The organism is Paenibacillus piri (assembly GCF_004354045.1).
GTDB classification, from domain to species: domain Bacteria; phylum Bacillota; class Bacilli; order Paenibacillales; family NBRC-103111; genus Paenibacillus_S; species Paenibacillus_S piri.
This window is the reverse complement of the sequence record NZ_SMRT01000009.1, coordinates 124,242-140,683: the sequence shown is the minus strand read 5'-3', so window position 1 is coordinate 140,683 and position 16,442 is coordinate 124,242. Positions and strand designations below refer to the sequence as shown.

Genomic DNA, 16,442 nt, shown 5'->3' with positions numbered 1-16,442 from the left:
TTCAGAATTGAAACCCGGACTTCCTCTTTGCCGTATATATTAGTTATAATGATAACTAACAATTGTTCCTATACATGATCAAGCAAAAGGAGTGTGCGCCATGTCCATCTGGAAAAGAGTCGGCTCCATTATCAAAAGCAACAAAGAGCAGCCGCAGCCGGTAAAAGCATCCAATCCTATAGAGGATTCACAAGTTGGAGACATTATAAACGTAGATCTTGAAGAATATATCGTGTCCGGCAAGCTCGTTTATTTCGACCGGGGCTTTCCGCCGCACCGCATTGTGTATTATTTGCAGAACGGATCGGAAATTTCAAGTTTGCTTATCGAAAAGGGCCGCAGCTATGAATGCTTCGTCTGCCATTTTGTCGAGGGCGCGCTCGATGATCCGAATGATGTGCCTACGGAACTGGACGTTAACGGCGAAGTTACGTACAGCCTCGAAAATCAGCGGACGGACCTGGTCCGCGCCGAAGGCAGAACCGATTTCCGCGCCAACGACGAAGTTATATTATGGCGTTATTTTGGGTCCGAAGGACGTTATTTCTTCCTTCAGTGGCAGGACGGCAAGTTCGTCGCGATGGAAGGAACGAAAACCCCCGCAGGCCAGATCAAATTTATGAAGGGCAGCCTGTAAGACAGCTTGAAGTACGGCGCAACCCGTATGGAGGTGATTCGGAATGAAAAAGCGCTGGCTGCAAATGCTCGCCGTTCTGCTCGTTATCAGCCTTGTCGCAGGCTGCGGCGACGCAAGCAATTATGTGAAAGAAAACTATCAGCTCATCGACGTGCAGGGCCAAGGCAAAAGCACCGCCAAAATTTACTCGGTCGAGGGCAAGGACGTTCCGACCGTCGCCAAGGAGCTCGCGGCTAACGAGAAGCCCAAAGAAACTAGCAAGGAATCGAAGGATCAAATGTTCCTTGTGTACGATAATAAAATTGTAAACGTGCATAAAGACCCGGAACAGGAAAACAACACCCTTGTCGAGCTGGACTCAATCGAATATGCCAAAGAAAATTATGACTCATCCTTCCTTCAAGGCTATATAGCGGCTTCATTGCTTCAATCTTTATTCGGCGGTGGCTGGTCCGGCTCGCAGCGTGGCTCCGATTATCGGGGCTATACGCCGCCCAAACAGTCTGACTCCGGCAAATCCCAGACTGCGCCGTCAAACGACGGAAAGAGCCCGGCTGCAACTCCCCCGACGACAACCGACCGGAAGGGCAGCTTTAACACCGCGCCAACCACGAAAGCTCCATCCAGCGGCAGCAGCGCGCGGAAAAGCGACGGATCTTCGCCGACCTATAAGGCGCCGAGCAGCAGCAAGTCGGGCTCCAAGCCTAGCACGAGCACGCGCTCAGGGTCGTTCAAAAGGAAATAAACGCGATTCACGGCTTTCCGCCAACGGAAGGCCGTGATTTTTTTAACCCTTGAAAAGACTTCATATTGAAGATTTTTAGTTGCAGCCCGCATCGCTCCGGATGGATTTGCCTTATATTGCCGATACTAAGCTTATCCAGCTTATAGGAGGATGAGCCGTGCTGCGTACATGGATCGGACCGCTGCTGCTGATCGTCATATGCTCCGCGATGCTGGCCGTGGGCTTCAATCTGTTTCTTGTTCCTCTGCAGCTGCTGAGCGGAGGATTATCCGGTATTTCGATGATCGTCAGCTATTTCACGAGGTGGCAGATATCGACGCTTTATTTGCTGAGCAATTTGCCCGTAATCGTCTGGGGACTCATTACAATCGGTCGCAAGTTTATTATATTGAGCGTCGTTTCCGTCATCTTGACTACATGGTTTTTGCGTCTGCTGCCCGCCTATCCCATCGTTGAAGATCATATATTGGCCGCTGTGACAGGCGGCGTGCTCATAGGTATCGCATCGGGCTTATCGCTGAGGGCAGGCGGCTCGACCGGAGGGTTCGATATAATCGGCTCCATTCTAATGCGGAATCGCGATTTTCCGTTAGGCATGCTATTATTTGCACTGAACGGCCTGGTCATCATCGCTTTAGGCTACTTCAAGCGTGATTGGGACTTGGCGCTATATTCGATGCTTTCGATCTTTATTACCGGGAAAGTACTCGACACGATTCATACCCGCTATTTGAAAGTAACCGTCTTTATTATAACGCACCGGAAGAACGAGCTGCTCGAACGGCTGATGCAGCTTAGGCGGGGTGTAACGATCATGCGCACCGAGGGTGCCTATACCCGTAAAGAGCAGCATATGCTGATGACCGTGACGACGCGGTACGATCTGGTCAGCCTGCAGCAGCTGATCCGTACCACCGATCCGGACGCTTTTGTCAATATCGTCGAAACGGCTGCGATTATGGGCAGCTTTCGAAGGTCGTGATGTGCGGAATTGCAAAATAAACCATACATAAAGCTTCCGGATATGATATACTGTTCGTAGTAATTTCATTAAAATCCTCTTTCTTTATGTTCATCAAGTAAGTCAAGCCTGATCTTCTCTAACAACGACGAGGAAGGGTGATACTTGTGGAAACAGTAAAGTTGTCGACGATTGTGATGAGATTGACTCCGGAATTATATCCTTTTTTGAAGCGTACCGAGCTTGACTTTGAGATTGTGCTTCGCAACGGGCTCGAGGCTTTGGAAGCCGAGGACGCTATGGAAATTATTCAATACAGTATTTCGGAACAACAAAAGGACGCCTTGCTCCATTAAGGGGCGGCGTCCTTGTTTTTTCTTAAATTGTTAAAAATGTTGTGTTTTCGTAATATTTCCACGTTATATTTTGGCTATAAAATGGTATGATAGATTTGTTATCAAAATATGGAGGTGTATTACATGGGAGCTTTATCTCCATGGCATATTATACTGATTGCTCTTGTCGCCCTGCTGCTGTTTGGTCCGAATAAATTGCCGGAATTGGGCCGGGGCTTCGGTAAAATGTTCCGCGAATTTAAAGATGCCACATCCGGCAACGGATCTTCCTCAGACGATTCCGCCCAACCGGCTAAAAAAGAGCTGCAGTCCGCACAGGAAACGCCAAGCGTCGAGCAGCCTGCCAACGCGTCCTCTAACACGCCTAAATAAGCGCTTTATGCAAGCGCTTCGGCAGTCACCGCACACCTGACCGGCTGTGCATCCCAAATATATAATACGAATGAAAAGGCCATGCTGGTTGACTGCACGGCCTGTTTGTTTTGCTTCCGGACGGATTCAACTTCCGCCCCTTTCATATCTCAAATAAGTTTGGACAGCCCTTCGCTGCGGACAACCCATGTCCCGTCCTTCGGAAAGCCGGGGGCCCGATCGTCCGTACAGCCCTCCCAGCCGCAGGCCATGACGGCGACAGCCGTCAGCAAGCCGCCGTTGCCGGGCAAATATGCGGTCAAACCGGGGCGCTGATAGTTGTGGCCGTTCGGAAAGTAACTGTTTTTCACCTGATCCATCAACAGCACATCGACCGCGATGTTCCCCTCACCGAGCCTGGCCGCCGTCATGGCCGCCATCGGAAAGTCCCAGCCCCAGGCCGTCTCCCATTTCCATTCGGCGATAACCTTATTGAGTGTGCTGCGCATGATGTCCCGGTCGGCCAGCTTCCCCGGGAGAATCCCCAGCGCGCCGAGCATGGAAGGATGGTCTTCGTTGAACCGGGTAAACGAATCGGGGCAACGTTCATGGGCCATGTATACATCCCCGTCGCCGACCGGGAGCTCAGCCATATGCGCGCAAATATGATCCCAGGCCGGTTCGCGTTCAAGCCCGAGACGTTCCCTCCACCGCTGCGCCAGCTCCAGCCCGTATACCCAATACTCAAGCTCGAAGGTCGGATTGAGCGTCTCCTCCGGCGCATGATTTTCCTGTGCGGGAATAACCGGCGGCCCGAGGACATAGCGCTTCGAAGCTTCGTCCCATACGGCGAATGAAGCCATGAACACTGCGCTTTCCAGCACAATGTCTTTGTAATTGTTCAGCGTTTTGTCGTCGGGATGGCTGCGGTAGCACAGCTCCGCCATCGCGATCGGATGCGGCTGCTGCCAAATGAGCAGCGTGCCGATCGGCGACGGGCTTTGCCGGCCGTCCGGATCGACCATTTTCGGCCAGCGCGCCCCTTCGTACCCTTGCGACGCGGCCAACTCCCTGGCAACCGGGAGAACCCAGTTGTACCATGCCATGCTTTTTTCCAGCATGGCGGTGCGGCCCCATAGGGCGAAATGCGCGGCATGCCACCAGTGCATTTCGAGATGGAACTTCCCGTACCAGCTGTTGTACAGCAGCCCTGTTTCCTGCGGCGGCATGGAGCCCGAGCAGTGAATCGCGGTCTGGTACTGCGACAGCACAATGCGCCGCTCCAGCTCGACCGCGCGCGGATCGCTGCTGCCGCTCAAATCGACGGCCGCCCCTTCCAGCCAAAACCGCCGCCAAAATTGACGGCTTGCCGCCTCGATTTCATGGAAGCCGCTCTGCCCGATTTGGCGGTCGCTGCCTTCCGCGCCGAATGCAACCGTCAGCAGCAGCTTGTCCGGAGAGCCTTCCGGCTCTATCCGATATTCATGCTCGCTTACGCGGCGCAGCACGCCGTCGGACCATGCCGCTGTCACCGTGCAGCCGTCATCATCCATGCTGCGTTTCCACTTCACGGAACCGGCTTCGGACGATTCGATCATCGTATGATGCGCATTCGGCATGTTCCAGTTCAAACCGACGCTTTCCGCCCATTCGTCGGATTCGACATCGGAAGCCGGAAATGCGATACGGACAGCAAGTCGGCCTGCGGCGAGCAATGGGGATTGAATCGAGATGCCAAGCTGATCGGACTCGGGATGGCAGCAGGTTGCAACCACGGCCGGTAACCCCTCCGCTTCGAACCTGCTCGTGATGATGCCCTCCCATAAATCAAGCTTCTGATCAATCGCTTGAAGATCTTCAAGCTTCGCTTCGCTACCGTCCTCCAGACGGATTACGAGTCCGATTTGCCCCAACTGCATGCGATGCGGATTTTGCCGCAGCCAATGGAACGCATCCTCCTGGCCCGCCGCATCCGCAGCATATCCGACCGGACGACCGTATGTATCGTACGGCTTCAGCCTGAGCTGTTCCTGCTCGTACTTGCGGCGTCCGCCCGTGCTGTGCCAGCCCCAATTGGACTGCGTTCCGAGCGGCACCCGGTAGCTTTCGGGAAAGCTCTGCAATCCCGTAATGTCGACGGTGAAAGCGAATTCACCGTTCCCTACAGTAAGCGGAGACATCGGCTCCGCCTGCTTTAGGACGGGATGATGTCTGCCGACCCAAGCTTGACGATTTATATTACTGCTCAATCGTATCACCTTTTTCAAAGTCGTATTTTAACGCAATTGATTACCTTAACTATAAAAGATTGTTTTCGCCGCCGTCTACACGTATTCTGCATTTTTGTAGCGCAATATTGCGATACGGTCTGCAAAACAAAAAAGCCTTTTCGGTCTCTCATTTCGCGACGGATCCCGCTCTTGCGGGAGAATTCCGCGGACAGACGAGGGCGGGCGCTTCTTGCGAAACACCCGCCCTTTCCGCTACCTGTTGACCGGACTTTCAGAGACGATCCGGCTTCGTCTGTTTTGCCCGAAGACATGCGTTCCGAACAGCAGGACCGCTGCGATCGCAGTCATAATCGCCCCGAATATATACATCGAATGTCCGCCCCACATATCTTTGATGAACCCTCCGACAAAGCCGCCCGTAATGCCGGCCAAACCGAGAAATACGGCGGACAGCAGCGCCAGGCCGGTCGAGCGCAGCTCCTCGGGCACGAGCCGTACCGCATACTGCACAGCAACGATCCAGAAGACGGCGAAGGTCAACGAATGCAGAACCTGGAGAGCGATGAGTACGGTCGGATCCGTAATCCATGCGTTCAAAATCCACCGGATCGTATACAGCACGGCGACAACGCCCAGCATCGCAAGCTCGTGGAACCGATGCATATACCTGCCCAGCAGGGCAAAGGTAGGAACCTCGCTTGCGGCGGCAAGCGCCCAAGCCCATCCGGCCATCGAATCGCTCGCACCCAAATCTTTTAAATAAAGCACGAGAAGCCCGTCGTTCATCCGATGCGGCACCATCATGATAAAGATCAGCACTAAAAACCAAACGAACGGCTTGTTTTTCAAAATAGTGCCGAAAGCGCCGAACGAAATGTGCGGCCCGCTTCCTTTTTCATCCTTCAATAATATTAACAGCACAAGCGGCAGCACCCAGATCGACCAGTACAGCACGGGTATATGCTCAATTCCGCCAAGCGCCTTCAGCACCGATCCGGAGATCAAAGCGATAAACGTAAACCCGAGCGAGCCCCAGAGCCTCACCGATCCGTACGACTTGCCCGCTTCAAGCGCCCCTTTTATCGTTACGCTGTCCAGCAGCGGAGTTGACGAAAGCATAAAGAAATAAAGCATCAGCATGAACAAAAACGCCCACCCGAAGCCGTCGGTATGAAAAATGCCGATGCTGGAACAAATCGTCATCACCCACAAGGAGAAAATAATCAGCTTCGTCGTATGATAGCGGTCGGCCAAATAGCCCCATAACGGCTGGGCGAAAATAGCGATAAACGGTCCGAACATCATCAGCAGCCCGATTTGCGAGGATGTATAGCCTTTATGAACGAAATAAAGCGGCAGAAATGGCATAACAGCGGCATTCGTCGCATAATAGGTAAGATTTAGGCCGCGCAGCGTCCACAGTTGCTTATTCATGACACCTGTCCTTTTTTTGGGGTAAATATGATGCTTCGAAATAAACCAAACTAGGTAGGCCATACGGTTTTTCGCGTAATTTTTCAATTTGTTACAAAATGCGTCAAACTTCTCTATCAACCTACCAACTTCTCTATTATAATGAAAGATATCATTCTGGCAAGGAGAGATTGACACGCATGGAACTTTTATTAGCCTCGCTGCTGATGGTGATGGGCCAAGTCGGCGCAGATCACCCCGATGTAAGCTTCGACCAGCTCGTGCAAGCATCGCTCGATTCGAAAAACGCGATCGTTCAGCAAGCGCCTGTCGACCCGAACGACCGCCTGATGCCGGTCAACAAAAAAGACCCTCAAACCGATGCGCCCAAAGTAAAAGGGATTTATGTTACGGCGCACAGCGCAGGGGGCTCCCGCTTAAACACGTTATTAAAGCTGGCCGACGATACGGAGCTCAATTCCTTTGTCGTCGACATTAAGGACGATTGGGGCTACATTACATACCCGACCGGCAACCCGGAGCTTGAAGCGATGGAAACGACTCAAAAAATTATTCCCGATATGCCCAAGCTGATGACCACGCTTCAGGAGCATCAAGTGTATCCGATTGCCCGCATCGTCGTGTTCAAGGATACGATACTCGCCAAAAAACGTCCCGACCTCTCTTTTGTCAATCCGGACGGCAGCTTATGGAATAATGGAAAAGACAGCTTCGTCAATCCGTATAAAAAAGAAGTGTGGGATTATAATATTGCGATTGCCAAGGAAGCGGCGAAGGCCGGCTTTAAAGAAATCCAGTTCGACTACGTCCGGTTCCCCGAAGGCTTCGAGAAACGGGCCGATACTTTAAAATATGAGAAGGACGACCGTTCCAGAATCGATGCCGTCGCCGAATTTGTGAAGTATGCACGCGAGCAGCTCACGCCGCTGGGCGTCAGGGTTTCCGTCGATATATTCGGCTATGCGGCATCCGTGCCGGCGGCTGAAGGAATCGGCCAAGATTTTGTAAAAATATCGCAGAATACCGACGTGATCTGCCCGATGATTTATCCGAGCCACTACAGCACAGGCTGGTTCGGCGCCAAGGTGCCCGACGCCGCGCCTTATGTAACGATAGACGGAGCGCTGAAAGATACGCATAAAAAGCTGGACCCGATCGGCCGCCTGAAACCGGTTATCCGTCCATGGATTCAGGATTTCACGGCATCCTGGGTGCATGGCTACATCAAGTACGGCAAGCACGAGGTCGAGGAGCAGATCCGCGCATTGAAGGATAACGGAGTGGACGAGTTTCTATTATGGAACGCAGTCAATACGTACACGCCGAATGTCGATTACAAGTAATCCGGTTGTTACGCGCACATAAAAGCCTCCCGCCGTATTCAAGGTCGGGAGGCTTCGCTATGTATCAGCTATAAGTCCGGCAGCTGCCAATCGATCGGCTCAACGCCGATACTGCGCAAAAAATCGTTAGCCTGTGAAAACGGTTTGCTTCCGAAAAAGCCGCGATGAGCGGACAGCGGACTCGGGTGCACGGAGCGCAGAATGCGGTGCCGCTTGTTCGTAACCAGCTCGGCTTTCTTACCCGCATGGCTCCCCCACAGTATAAACAGAACGGGCAGCTCGCGTTCGTTGAGCAGGCGGATCACACAATCGGTGAACTGCTCCCAGCCTTTCCCTTTATGCGAGTTCGGCGTCGCCTCCCTGACGGTCAGCACCGTGTTCAACAGCAGCACCCCCTGCTCGGCCCAGCCGGCCAGGTGGCCATGGTTCGGAATCGCACAGCCGAGATCGCCGCTCAGCTCCTTAAACATATTTTGCAAGGAAGGCGGCGCCGGTACTCCCGGTTTTACAGAGAAGCTCAAGCCGTGCGCCTGTCCTTCGCCATGATACGGGTCCTGCCCCAAAATGACGACCTTCGTGCCCGCGTAGGAGGTGAAATGCAGCGCGTTGAATATATCGTACATATTCGGGTAAATGGTCAGGGAACCGAACTCTTTCTTTAAAAATTGCCGAAGCTCCAAATAATACGGCTGCTCAAACTCCGCGGCGAGCAGGTCCGCCCAGTCATTTTTTAAAATCGACATCATGTGATTCACTCCAACCGATTGCTTATCAGGATATTTTGCGGAACGTTTTCACCATGGAGACGAAAAAATTCAATGTACGCTGTACGCGCTGCCTTGTTTTATCGTCGGCCGGCGACCCGTCAGGCGTAAAGCTGCGCTGCTCGCCGCCGATGGAGATCCATTCCGGGCAGTTCACGCCATGCACGTTGCGCACGATAGTTTGCAGCTGCTGCAGGGAGCTCATGCCCACCGCGCCGCCGGCCGAGCTTACCGACAGGACGACCTTGCCGTCGAATTCATCGAAGCCGACGAAATCCAACGCATTTTTCAATATACCGCTCGGCGCACCGTGGTAATCGGGAGTCGCGAGCACAATACCGTCCGCTTCCCGCAAACTTTTGACCAGCACCGCAACATTCGCGTCGTCCGAAGCGACTCCGGGTCTGTAAAACGGCAATGGAAGCTCAAACAAAGGAAGCAGGGTCACTTGGCATCCCATATTTTCCAATTGTTGCTGCAGGTGTCTGCATAATTGGGTGCTCGTGGCGTTTTTCCGGTTGCTTCCGGCAATAATGGTAATATGAACCATGAAACGTACTCCCTTCGTCACAACTTTTCATACATATTTATATATAATGTTATTTTACTCGATACAGGATCATTTGGCGACAATAAATTTCCAACCGTCATATAACTTTCGACATGTCCACGATTCCGGCCTCCTGCTTGCCGATATTCGGATTCATGCCCTTCCTTATCCGGCCCTTCCAAACTCGCACGTCCTTTTATCGTAACAGAACAGGCTCCGCTTGCATAACTTTTCCGTTATTCGCTACAATGAAAGAAACGATAACGTCCAAAGGAGTGAGCCTCATGCTTTCCATCGGTCAACAAGCACCGTCATTCGAGGCCGAAAGCACGCAGGGCCGCGTCCGGCTCGGCGAATATTTCGGCAAACAGCCGGTCGTGCTGATCTTTTATCCAAAAGACGAAACGCCGATCTGTACGAAGCAACTATGCGCTGTGCGCGATTCCGCCGCCCGCTATGCCGAATTTAATGCGCTTGTGCTCGGGATCAACCCGGGCTCAATCGACGAGCATGAGCGGTTTGCGCAAAAATACGGTTATGATTTCCCGCTTGTTTCGGATCGCGACGAGCGGATCCGGCAGCTGTACGAGGTAGGCAATATACCGCTGCTCGGCCAAAAACGGTGCGTATTTGTGATCGATGCAAGCGGAACGGTCATTTATGCGAAACGGGGCAACCGGCCGACCGCCGAAATCGTCGAGGCGTTGAAATCATCCAGGCGTTGATAGAATAGAATGTTCTGTAATCCGTGCTATCCTGAGCAAGTTTCCGGAATGATCCGCATAATGCTTGCTAACGCATTCCCGTGCAACAAAAAACATGCTGCCACCTGTTCGTCCAGGCAACGCATGTTTTTATTATCCGGCCGCTTATTGAGACAGCCTCTTCGCCAGCTCATACAGCTCCATATTGAACTCCCGTTTTGTGGACACCACTTTCTCGATATCCGTTGCCACCAACTCACCCTTGATTATTCCGCAGCCTTTGCCGGAATCGCCTTCAATCAATCTGCGCACGGCAAAATCTCCGAGGCTGCTTGCGAGAATGCGGTCGTTATGCGTCGGCGTTCCGCCGCGCTGAATATGCCCGAGCACCGTTACCCTCGGTTCGATACCCGTATTTTTAGTAATTTCCGTCGCAATTTCCTCGCCCTTGCATACGCCTTCCGCAACCAAAATAATACTGTGCCGCTTGCCGAGATTGAAGTTGTCCACCATCCGCTGCGACACCTCGGTCAGGTCGAAAGGAACCTCGGGCACGAGGATCGTTTCCGCTCCGCTGGCCAGCCCGGCATATAAAGCAATTTCGCCGCAATGGCGACCCATGACTTCAACGACAGACGAACGCTCATGCGAGCTCATCGTGTCGCGCAGCTTATTGATCGCATCGACGACGATACTGACCGCCGTATCGAATCCGATCGTAAAATCGGTAAACGGAATATCGTTATCGATCGTTCCGGGAAGCCCCATCGTCTTAATGCCGAGCTTGCTGAGCTTGTAGGCACCCTGGTAAGAACCGTCGCCGCCGATGACGACAAGCCCGTCAATCCCCTGCTTGCGCAGATTTTCCGCTCCTTTTTCCTGTCCTTCCGGCGTTATAAACTCCTTGCAGCGCGCCGTCTGCAATATCGTTCCGCCGCGCTGGATAATATCGCCCACGCTGCGCAAATCCATCGGACGGATATCATTGTTGATCAGTCCGGCGTAGCCCCGCTGTACCGCAAATACTTCCAATCCGTGAAACAAACCGCTGCGTACGACAGCCCGCACGGCCGCATTCATTCCTTGCGAATCTCCGCCGCTCGTGAGAACGGCAATTTTTTTTACTGACATGTATGGTTTCCTCCTAAGGGGCTTTGCTTGGCAAAACCGACATCATAAACATTTGCAAACAATTGGCTTCATTAAGCGGCCTCCAGCCGCTCCAACATGGCCATGGAAATCAAGAAGTTTTCCGGATGAAAATACTGTTTACATAGAAAAACATCCGCATGAGCGGACTGCCTTTCATCAGCATCCGCGATATTTGCTTCACCTGTCTCTGTTTACTTACTTTCGGATCGGACAAATACAGCGCAAGCAGGCCCTCGATAATCATCCGTTGAAACGGCGTATGCTCCAATCGTTCCGCCTTTTCCCTCGCCTCCGTCACAATAAAAGCAATGCGCTGTACGGTTTGGTCCAAGCCGTCGTAATAGCTGCAAAAGTTCAAATCTCCGCCGTGCTCATCTTCCTCCTGATCGATTAAATAATCGAGCAATATATGCAGCCCGCATATATACGGAAAATAAGCCGCATGGATCGCTTCTACGGTTTCCTGCTTCAACCTCGGCTCCGAAGCGGCCAAAAACAGCATGAAAACGCCAAGCGTGGAACCTGTAGCAGCAGCAAACTCATTCCAGCTTATACCCGGATAGCGCGATTGGTGCTTGCTCCACCACGCGAGCAGCGCTTCCTCCCGCAATTCGCGGCTAATATGCTTGTACACCTGAAGATCGCAATACAGCCCAACCAGCTCGCGAACCCGGCTCGCGACAAGCGAATACGAAGGCAGCAATCTTAGGCTCGCTTGACAAGTTTTGACCAGCTCGTTCAAGTAGCCGCCATCCTCTTTCTCCTCGCGGTACGCGTAATAATCGTGCAGCGGCTCGGCAGGATCGGTCGCATCCAGCATCGATTGATGCAGCATGCGGAAATCATCCGGGTCGAGCGATGTGCTGCGGTCGCACAAATTATCCAAATAATCGCTTATCGTCTGGAATGCAACGATCAACGGGATTAGCACATGCCGCATTTCCAGCCGGGCGACGGCATACACCGCCCCGCCCTGACAATGGAACTGCTTGCTGGTCATACTCGCTATCGCTTGCTTTTGCAGCTCGGGATCAGGCATCCGGTCCGCCTGCTGCCGCCAAAACTTCAGCTGCTCGCTTACTTCCGGCAGCACATAGCGATATATCCGGATCATAAGTTGCAGAGGATTTCGCGGGACATGCCCTACCCGGCTGGATTCAAAACTCAATCCGCTTCCCCCCGCTCTGCTCCAATGAATACTGCAGCAGCAGCTTCATCTCGATCCGTTGAACAGCAGACAGCAGCGCTTCCGATTCTTGCTCCTGCGCTACTTGAACCTGCTGCTGCACAGCGTCGATAAATCCATAAGGATCCCATACCGATCCGGACATCAGCTTCTCCAGTTGGCTTTTAAGCGCTGCGCTGCGGATCGAGCCGGTGTCGTGACTGCGGTACACGTCCTTGGCTTCCAACAGCAAGGAAGCGAATACCGGGTGCGAGCCAACCTGCCGGAACCAATATTTCGAGTTGCTGTAATCGCCCTCCATACGGTGCATAATCCCATGCCAGTAGCTGCCGGTCGCGTTATGTATGCTTTGCGACAGCTCATGCGATTTGTCCAGACTGTCATTCAGCAGGTGCAGGCCCGCTTTGACAGCCGACGCATATGGAGCTTGCCCGGAGGCCAGCCCTTCGGGCGATAGCTTTGCAATCCGGATATCGAGCAGCTCATCCCATTCCTCCGCCGGATACAAGGATGTCCGGTGCTCCGATAACTTGTTCCACAGCTTCTGCACGGCTTCCGTCCATTCCATCATCTACCACCTACTTTATCGGATTTATCCAATAAAACTCATAACCTTGATTATAACATAAGAAAGCATAAGTTTGAACCGGAGGTTCACCTTTCGCCATGTTTCAAGCAAGGCTTCCTCTTTCACGCGGTCGCTCATCCTCGCCTTACCTCGATCGGGTTTGCTTATAACATAAGAAAGCATAAGTTTGAACCGGAGGTTCACCTTTCGCCATGTTTCAAGCAAGGCTTTTTCTAATGATGAGCGGCCGAAGCCGTCACATCCTGATTGACCCTGAACCACAGATGCAGCTCGTTGATCGTCCCCGCCAACTCGGCGATTTCCGAGTTCAACCGGCAGGACAGCTTAAAATTATCTTCGACATTGAGCTGGTTTTGCTTTTGAATAATAACGCGTTCCAGCCGTTTGATTTGTTCCGGTATCGTACCGCGAATTTCCTCCCAGCGCAATAAAATGAGCGACCGCTCATTTTCCGTGTACTCCTCCCATTCCTTCTCCAAATGCGGGAGCGGTATTCCAAGCCGACCATCTATAATGAATTTCCAGGACATCGCATTCTCCGCCTTTCCATAGCCAGCATGACGCATAGCTGCATTTTATCTACAGTTAACTGTAACATGATCCCCGGGATGCTTCCAGTGGGCGCATTAAAAATTACTTCTTCGAAACGTTTTAATCTGTGCTATACTAGAGAAATTGATTTGACATTATACCGGTAGGAGTCCTGTAAGTTATGAGCAGCAGCCCAGAACAGAAAGTGACATTCGGCCAACTGTTGGCATTTTTCGTACCGCTCGGCATTGCATCCAGTCTGATTACGATTTCCCATGTCATTATTAATAGCACCTTGGCGCGATCCGCTAATCCCGAAGTCATCATCGCCTGCTATGCGCTGCCTATGAGCGTGATCGGCTTGACGGAAAAACCTGCGATGCTGCTGCGGCAAACCTGCTCCGCCCTGGTGCGCGACCGCACCTCGTTTAGAGCCGTATCCGTGGTCAGCTGGTACTTGTTGGCTTGCATCCTGCTGCTAGGCGCGCTGATCTGCTACACGCCCATCGGCAAATGGGTCTTTTTTTATTTTTTCGGCGCGAGCGAAGCTCTCGTCGAGCCTATGGTCGACGTGTACCGGGTGCTTATGTTCGTCAGCATCTTCTCGACGCTGCGCTGCATGTATCAAGGCATCATAATTTTTAATATGCGGACCAAGTGGCTGACGATCGGCATGGCGTTCCGTCTATCGGCGATGTATGCGTTGTCGTTGTACTTTATCCATACGAATCAGGTAACGAGCGCCCGGGTCGGCGCGATCATCTTTCTTGTCGGCATGATTGTGGAGGCGGCGGTCAGCATGTGGGAAGGAAGATCGCTGCTGAAGCAAATTCCCGAGAAAAAGCCGGACCACCCTGTCGAACGTCCGCGGCAAATTTTTCAATTTTACCGGCCGCTGCTGTATTCGTCCGTCATTGCCGTCATTATCGGCCCTTCCATCAACGCGTTTCTGGGCAAAACGGTAGACCTGCAGCTCGCCATTTCCTCCTACGCGATTGCCGGAAGCATTTCGCAGCTGGTGCTGAGCTTTTTTTCATATATTCATCAAATTGTATTGAACTTTTATCGAAAAGATGCGAATACCGTGATTCGCTTTGCGTTCATCCTCGCCCTGATGCCGGGGCTGCTGATTGCGGTTGCCGCTTACACGCCGGTCGGCCCCTGGTTTTTGGAAAACGTAATGGGTGTCAACGAACGGCTGATGCACGCCAGTCTTGATACATTAAAGGTGTTTACCATTATGTCGCTTGTATTTCCTTGGCTCGACTTCGGCAACGGCCTGGTTCTGCTTCGCGGTGAGACGAAGCTGATGGTCTGGTCGCAGGCGGCCAACGTGACCATAACGTTAATCACGCTTGTCGTCTGCATTATGCTAAGCCCCGGCTGGAACGGGATGGTTGGCGCGCTTGCGCAGTCGTTGGGCGTTGCGGCGGAAGCTGCGGTCGTCTGGTCCGTCCTTCACGCGATCGGCAAGTCAAGCGGGAAGCGCTCATTCGGCGCAGCACTTTAATCTTAGAAACGAGTGATTTATTTGGACAGCGCGATTCGACAACGGCAACCCAACTATTCGGCGCTGCGAAGCTTCAGCTTTGTTTTCTACAGCACGATGGCCGTTATAACTTCCTATTTTCCGCTTTATTTTCAATCGAAAGGCTTTTCTACCGTACAAATCGGTCTCTTGTATGCGATCGGCCCGATGATCAGTATCGGCTCCAATCTGTTCTGGGGACTCATGAGCGATAAATTTCAAACGGTGAAAAAAATATTGGTCGGCATATTGGCCTGTCAATTTATCATGGCGTTTTTCGTGTCGCAAACGCTGCATTTCGGGCTGTTGATGACGCTGATGGCCATGTTCTTTTTTTTCCAGTCTCCGACCAGCTCGTTGAACGACAGCTTAACGCTTCTGACGATCAGCGGAACGAAAAAAAGCTACGCTTCGTTCCGGGTTTGGGGCTCGATCGGGTTTGCCGTTGCGTCTCTCGTGTTCGGTCTGCTGCTTAAGTCAAACGGGCCGGGGATCACATTTCTGTTATGCCTGGGGACGATTGGCGTGTCCTTCGCGCTTTCGTTATTTTTGACCGATGCGCGCAGCTCCTCCTTCAAAAAACCGGATTTTCGCGTACTCGGTAAAATCATCGGCTCCCGAAGGTTTGTCCTGTTTTTATTGACCGTGATGACGGTATCCGTCGCGCATCGGTTCAATGACGGATTTCTCGGTTTGTTTCTGCAAAAATTGGGGGCAGACCAAAGCATCGTCGGCTGGGCCTGGCTCATTTCCGCTTCCAGCGAAATTCCCGTGTTTATTTTACTCAGCAAATACGGGCACCGATTCAAGGAGCTTCCGCTGCTCGTGCTGTGCAGCCTCGTCTATGTGCTCCGGTTTATTGCCATGAGTCTGATTGATAACCCGATATGGGTTATCGTTGTGCAAGCTTTTCACAGCATTTCGTTCGGTATTTTCATGTTCACGGTTATCCGGTATATTCAACAGGTCGTGCCTGACGAGTATCGGGCAACCGGGCAGGCTATCTACGCCGTGACCTGGTCGGGAGCGGCCGGACTGCTCAGCGGTACGCTCGGCGGCTGGCTATACAATACATGGGGACCGCATACGATGTACGGTGCGGGAGCGATGCTTTCGTTCATCGGAATGATCGGCTTCCTGCTGCTGCATCTGTTCCGCGGCGATACGGAAGACTAGTGCAGCGGCTGCGGTCTCGAGCGAACGTCACATGACAAAGCAGCGCGGCTGCACGGACGAAAACGCGAACCCGCCTACGGGCCGTTCGTGCGAACGTTTATGTTGATCGACGATCTGCCGGGCGGGCATGTACGAAAGTGTCACTATGCAATGTCGTTTGAACATATGCGGCCTTCGTCGGCAAGCCGATGAAGGCTTTTGTCG

General features: G+C 52.5%; 17 protein-coding genes. 9 read left to right on the top strand and 8 right to left on the bottom strand.

Translation table 11 applies throughout. From position 1 onward, the window contains the following. The first annotated feature begins 100 nt into the window (after positions 1-100). The 5 genes from E1757_RS19180 (at position 101) to tatA (ending at position 3,071) form a co-directional block, all read left to right on the top strand. Complete coding sequence (locus E1757_RS19180) at positions 101-637, top strand: DUF4178 domain-containing protein (RefSeq protein ID WP_133231035.1); 537 nt, start codon at positions 101-103, stop codon at positions 635-637. Positions 638-680: 43 nt separating this feature from the next. Then, positions 681-1,382, top strand: a complete 702-nt coding sequence (locus E1757_RS19175; protein ID WP_133231033.1) for a DUF4247 domain-containing protein — start codon at positions 681-683, stop codon at positions 1,380-1,382. Between the two features lie 157 nt (positions 1,383-1,539). After that, on the top strand, positions 1,540-2,364 hold the full coding sequence (locus tag E1757_RS19170; protein WP_281282500.1) for a YitT family protein: 825 nt from the start codon (positions 1,540-1,542) through the stop codon (positions 2,362-2,364). Between the two features lie 140 nt (positions 2,365-2,504). Next, positions 2,505-2,699 (top strand): hypothetical protein, encoded by a 195-nt coding sequence (locus tag E1757_RS19165; protein ID WP_133231303.1) that lies wholly within the window; start codon positions 2,505-2,507, stop codon positions 2,697-2,699. A 123-nt stretch (positions 2,700-2,822) separates the two neighbouring features. Beyond that, the gene (gene tatA, locus E1757_RS19160; protein WP_133231031.1) at positions 2,823-3,071 is read left to right on the top strand and encodes a twin-arginine translocase TatA/TatE family subunit; all 249 of its coding nucleotides are present in this window, start codon (positions 2,823-2,825) and stop codon (positions 3,069-3,071) included. A gap of 149 nt (positions 3,072-3,220) precedes the next feature. Here the strand turns inward: tatA and E1757_RS19155 are convergent, their stop codons facing one another. Together E1757_RS19155 and E1757_RS19150 are read right to left on the bottom strand one after the other, a co-directional pair. Continuing rightward, positions 3,221-5,308, bottom strand: coding sequence for a glycoside hydrolase family 65 (locus E1757_RS19155; protein WP_425464851.1), 2,088 nt, complete (start codon positions 5,306-5,308; stop codon positions 3,221-3,223). 225 nt (positions 5,309-5,533) lie between these two features. Then, complete coding sequence (locus tag E1757_RS19150) at positions 5,534-6,715, bottom strand: MFS transporter (protein ID WP_133231027.1); 1,182 nt, start codon at positions 6,713-6,715, stop codon at positions 5,534-5,536. 179 nt (positions 6,716-6,894) lie between these two features. Here E1757_RS19150 and E1757_RS19145 point away from each other — a divergent pair, with 179 nt between their 5' ends. Next, positions 6,895-8,058 (top strand): putative glycoside hydrolase, encoded by a 1,164-nt coding sequence (locus E1757_RS19145; RefSeq protein ID WP_133231025.1) that lies wholly within the window; start codon positions 6,895-6,897, stop codon positions 8,056-8,058. A 68-nt stretch (positions 8,059-8,126) separates the two neighbouring features. Here the strand turns inward: E1757_RS19145 and E1757_RS19140 are convergent, their stop codons facing one another. Together E1757_RS19140 and E1757_RS19135 are read right to left on the bottom strand one after the other, a co-directional pair. Next, positions 8,127-8,801 carry a uracil-DNA glycosylase gene (locus E1757_RS19140; protein WP_133231301.1) on the bottom strand — a complete coding sequence of 225 codons (675 nt, stop codon included), beginning with the start codon at positions 8,799-8,801 and terminating at the stop codon, positions 8,127-8,129. 28 nt (positions 8,802-8,829) lie between these two features. Beyond that, positions 8,830-9,372, bottom strand: a complete 543-nt coding sequence (locus E1757_RS19135) for an NADPH-dependent FMN reductase (RefSeq protein ID WP_133231023.1) — start codon at positions 9,370-9,372, stop codon at positions 8,830-8,832. Between the two features lie 284 nt (positions 9,373-9,656). On the opposite strand from E1757_RS19135, the gene E1757_RS19130 reads away from it, so the two are divergent. After that, positions 9,657-10,097: a peroxiredoxin gene (locus E1757_RS19130; RefSeq protein ID WP_133231021.1), complete on the top strand. Its 441-nt coding sequence runs from the start codon at positions 9,657-9,659 to the stop codon at positions 10,095-10,097. A 144-nt stretch (positions 10,098-10,241) separates the two neighbouring features. On the opposite strand, the gene pfkA is transcribed toward E1757_RS19130, so the two are convergent. The 4 genes from pfkA to E1757_RS19110 form a co-directional block, all read right to left on the bottom strand. Beyond that, the gene (gene pfkA, locus E1757_RS19125) at positions 10,242-11,207 is read right to left on the bottom strand and encodes a 6-phosphofructokinase (RefSeq protein WP_133231019.1); all 966 of its coding nucleotides are present in this window, start codon (positions 11,205-11,207) and stop codon (positions 10,242-10,244) included. A gap of 109 nt (positions 11,208-11,316) precedes the next feature. Next, positions 11,317-12,342: a tetraprenyl-beta-curcumene synthase family protein gene (locus E1757_RS19120; protein WP_133231299.1), complete on the bottom strand. Its 1,026-nt coding sequence runs from the start codon at positions 12,340-12,342 to the stop codon at positions 11,317-11,319. A 43-nt stretch (positions 12,343-12,385) separates the two neighbouring features. Next, positions 12,386-12,985, bottom strand: a complete 600-nt coding sequence (locus tag E1757_RS19115; protein WP_246079298.1) for a hypothetical protein — start codon at positions 12,983-12,985, stop codon at positions 12,386-12,388. 230 nt (positions 12,986-13,215) lie between these two features. After that, positions 13,216-13,533, bottom strand: a complete 318-nt coding sequence (locus E1757_RS19110) for a hypothetical protein (protein WP_133231015.1) — start codon at positions 13,531-13,533, stop codon at positions 13,216-13,218. A gap of 182 nt (positions 13,534-13,715) precedes the next feature. Here E1757_RS19110 and E1757_RS19105 point away from each other — a divergent pair, with 182 nt between their 5' ends. Together E1757_RS19105 and E1757_RS19100 are read left to right on the top strand one after the other, a co-directional pair. After that, the gene (locus E1757_RS19105; RefSeq protein WP_133231013.1) at positions 13,716-15,044 is read left to right on the top strand and encodes a multi antimicrobial extrusion protein MatE; all 1,329 of its coding nucleotides are present in this window, start codon (positions 13,716-13,718) and stop codon (positions 15,042-15,044) included. 21 nt (positions 15,045-15,065) lie between these two features. Next, entirely contained in the window at positions 15,066-16,238 is a 1,173-nt protein-coding gene (locus tag E1757_RS19100; RefSeq protein WP_246079296.1) for an MFS transporter, read from the top strand. Positions 16,239-16,442 lie beyond the last annotated feature (204 nt).

What these genes read in the sequence shown, in the direction of transcription:
- E1757_RS19180 (WP_133231035.1), top strand. Translation starts at nt 101, where the DNA reads ATGTCCATCTGGAAAAGAGTCGGCTCCATTATCAAAAGCAACAAAGAG.
- E1757_RS19175 (WP_133231033.1), top strand. Translation starts at nt 681, where the DNA reads ATGAAAAAGCGCTGGCTGCAAATGCTCGCCGTTCTGCTCGTTATCAGC.
- tatA (WP_133231031.1), top strand. Translation starts at nt 2,823, where the DNA reads ATGGGAGCTTTATCTCCATGGCATATTATACTGATTGCTCTTGTCGCC.
- E1757_RS19150 (WP_133231027.1), bottom strand. Translation starts at nt 6,715, where the DNA reads ATGAATAAGCAACTGTGGACGCTGCGCGGCCTAAATCTTACCTATTAT.
- E1757_RS19145 (WP_133231025.1), top strand. Translation starts at nt 6,895, where the DNA reads ATGGAACTTTTATTAGCCTCGCTGCTGATGGTGATGGGCCAAGTCGGC.
- E1757_RS19140 (WP_133231301.1), bottom strand. Translation starts at nt 8,801, where the DNA reads ATGTCGATTTTAAAAAATGACTGGGCGGACCTGCTCGCCGCGGAGTTT.
- E1757_RS19135 (WP_133231023.1), bottom strand. Translation starts at nt 9,372, where the DNA reads ATGGTTCATATTACCATTATTGCCGGAAGCAACCGGAAAAACGCCACG.
- E1757_RS19130 (WP_133231021.1), top strand. Translation starts at nt 9,657, where the DNA reads ATGCTTTCCATCGGTCAACAAGCACCGTCATTCGAGGCCGAAAGCACG.
- pfkA (WP_133231019.1), bottom strand. Translation starts at nt 11,207, where the DNA reads ATGTCAGTAAAAAAAATTGCCGTTCTCACGAGCGGCGGAGATTCGCAA.
- E1757_RS19120 (WP_133231299.1), bottom strand. Translation starts at nt 12,342, where the DNA reads ATGATCCGGATATATCGCTATGTGCTGCCGGAAGTAAGCGAGCAGCTG.
- E1757_RS19115 (WP_246079298.1), bottom strand. Translation starts at nt 12,985, where the DNA reads ATGATGGAATGGACGGAAGCCGTGCAGAAGCTGTGGAACAAGTTATCG.
- E1757_RS19110 (WP_133231015.1), bottom strand. Translation starts at nt 13,533, where the DNA reads ATGTCCTGGAAATTCATTATAGATGGTCGGCTTGGAATACCGCTCCCG.
- E1757_RS19105 (WP_133231013.1), top strand. Translation starts at nt 13,716, where the DNA reads ATGAGCAGCAGCCCAGAACAGAAAGTGACATTCGGCCAACTGTTGGCA.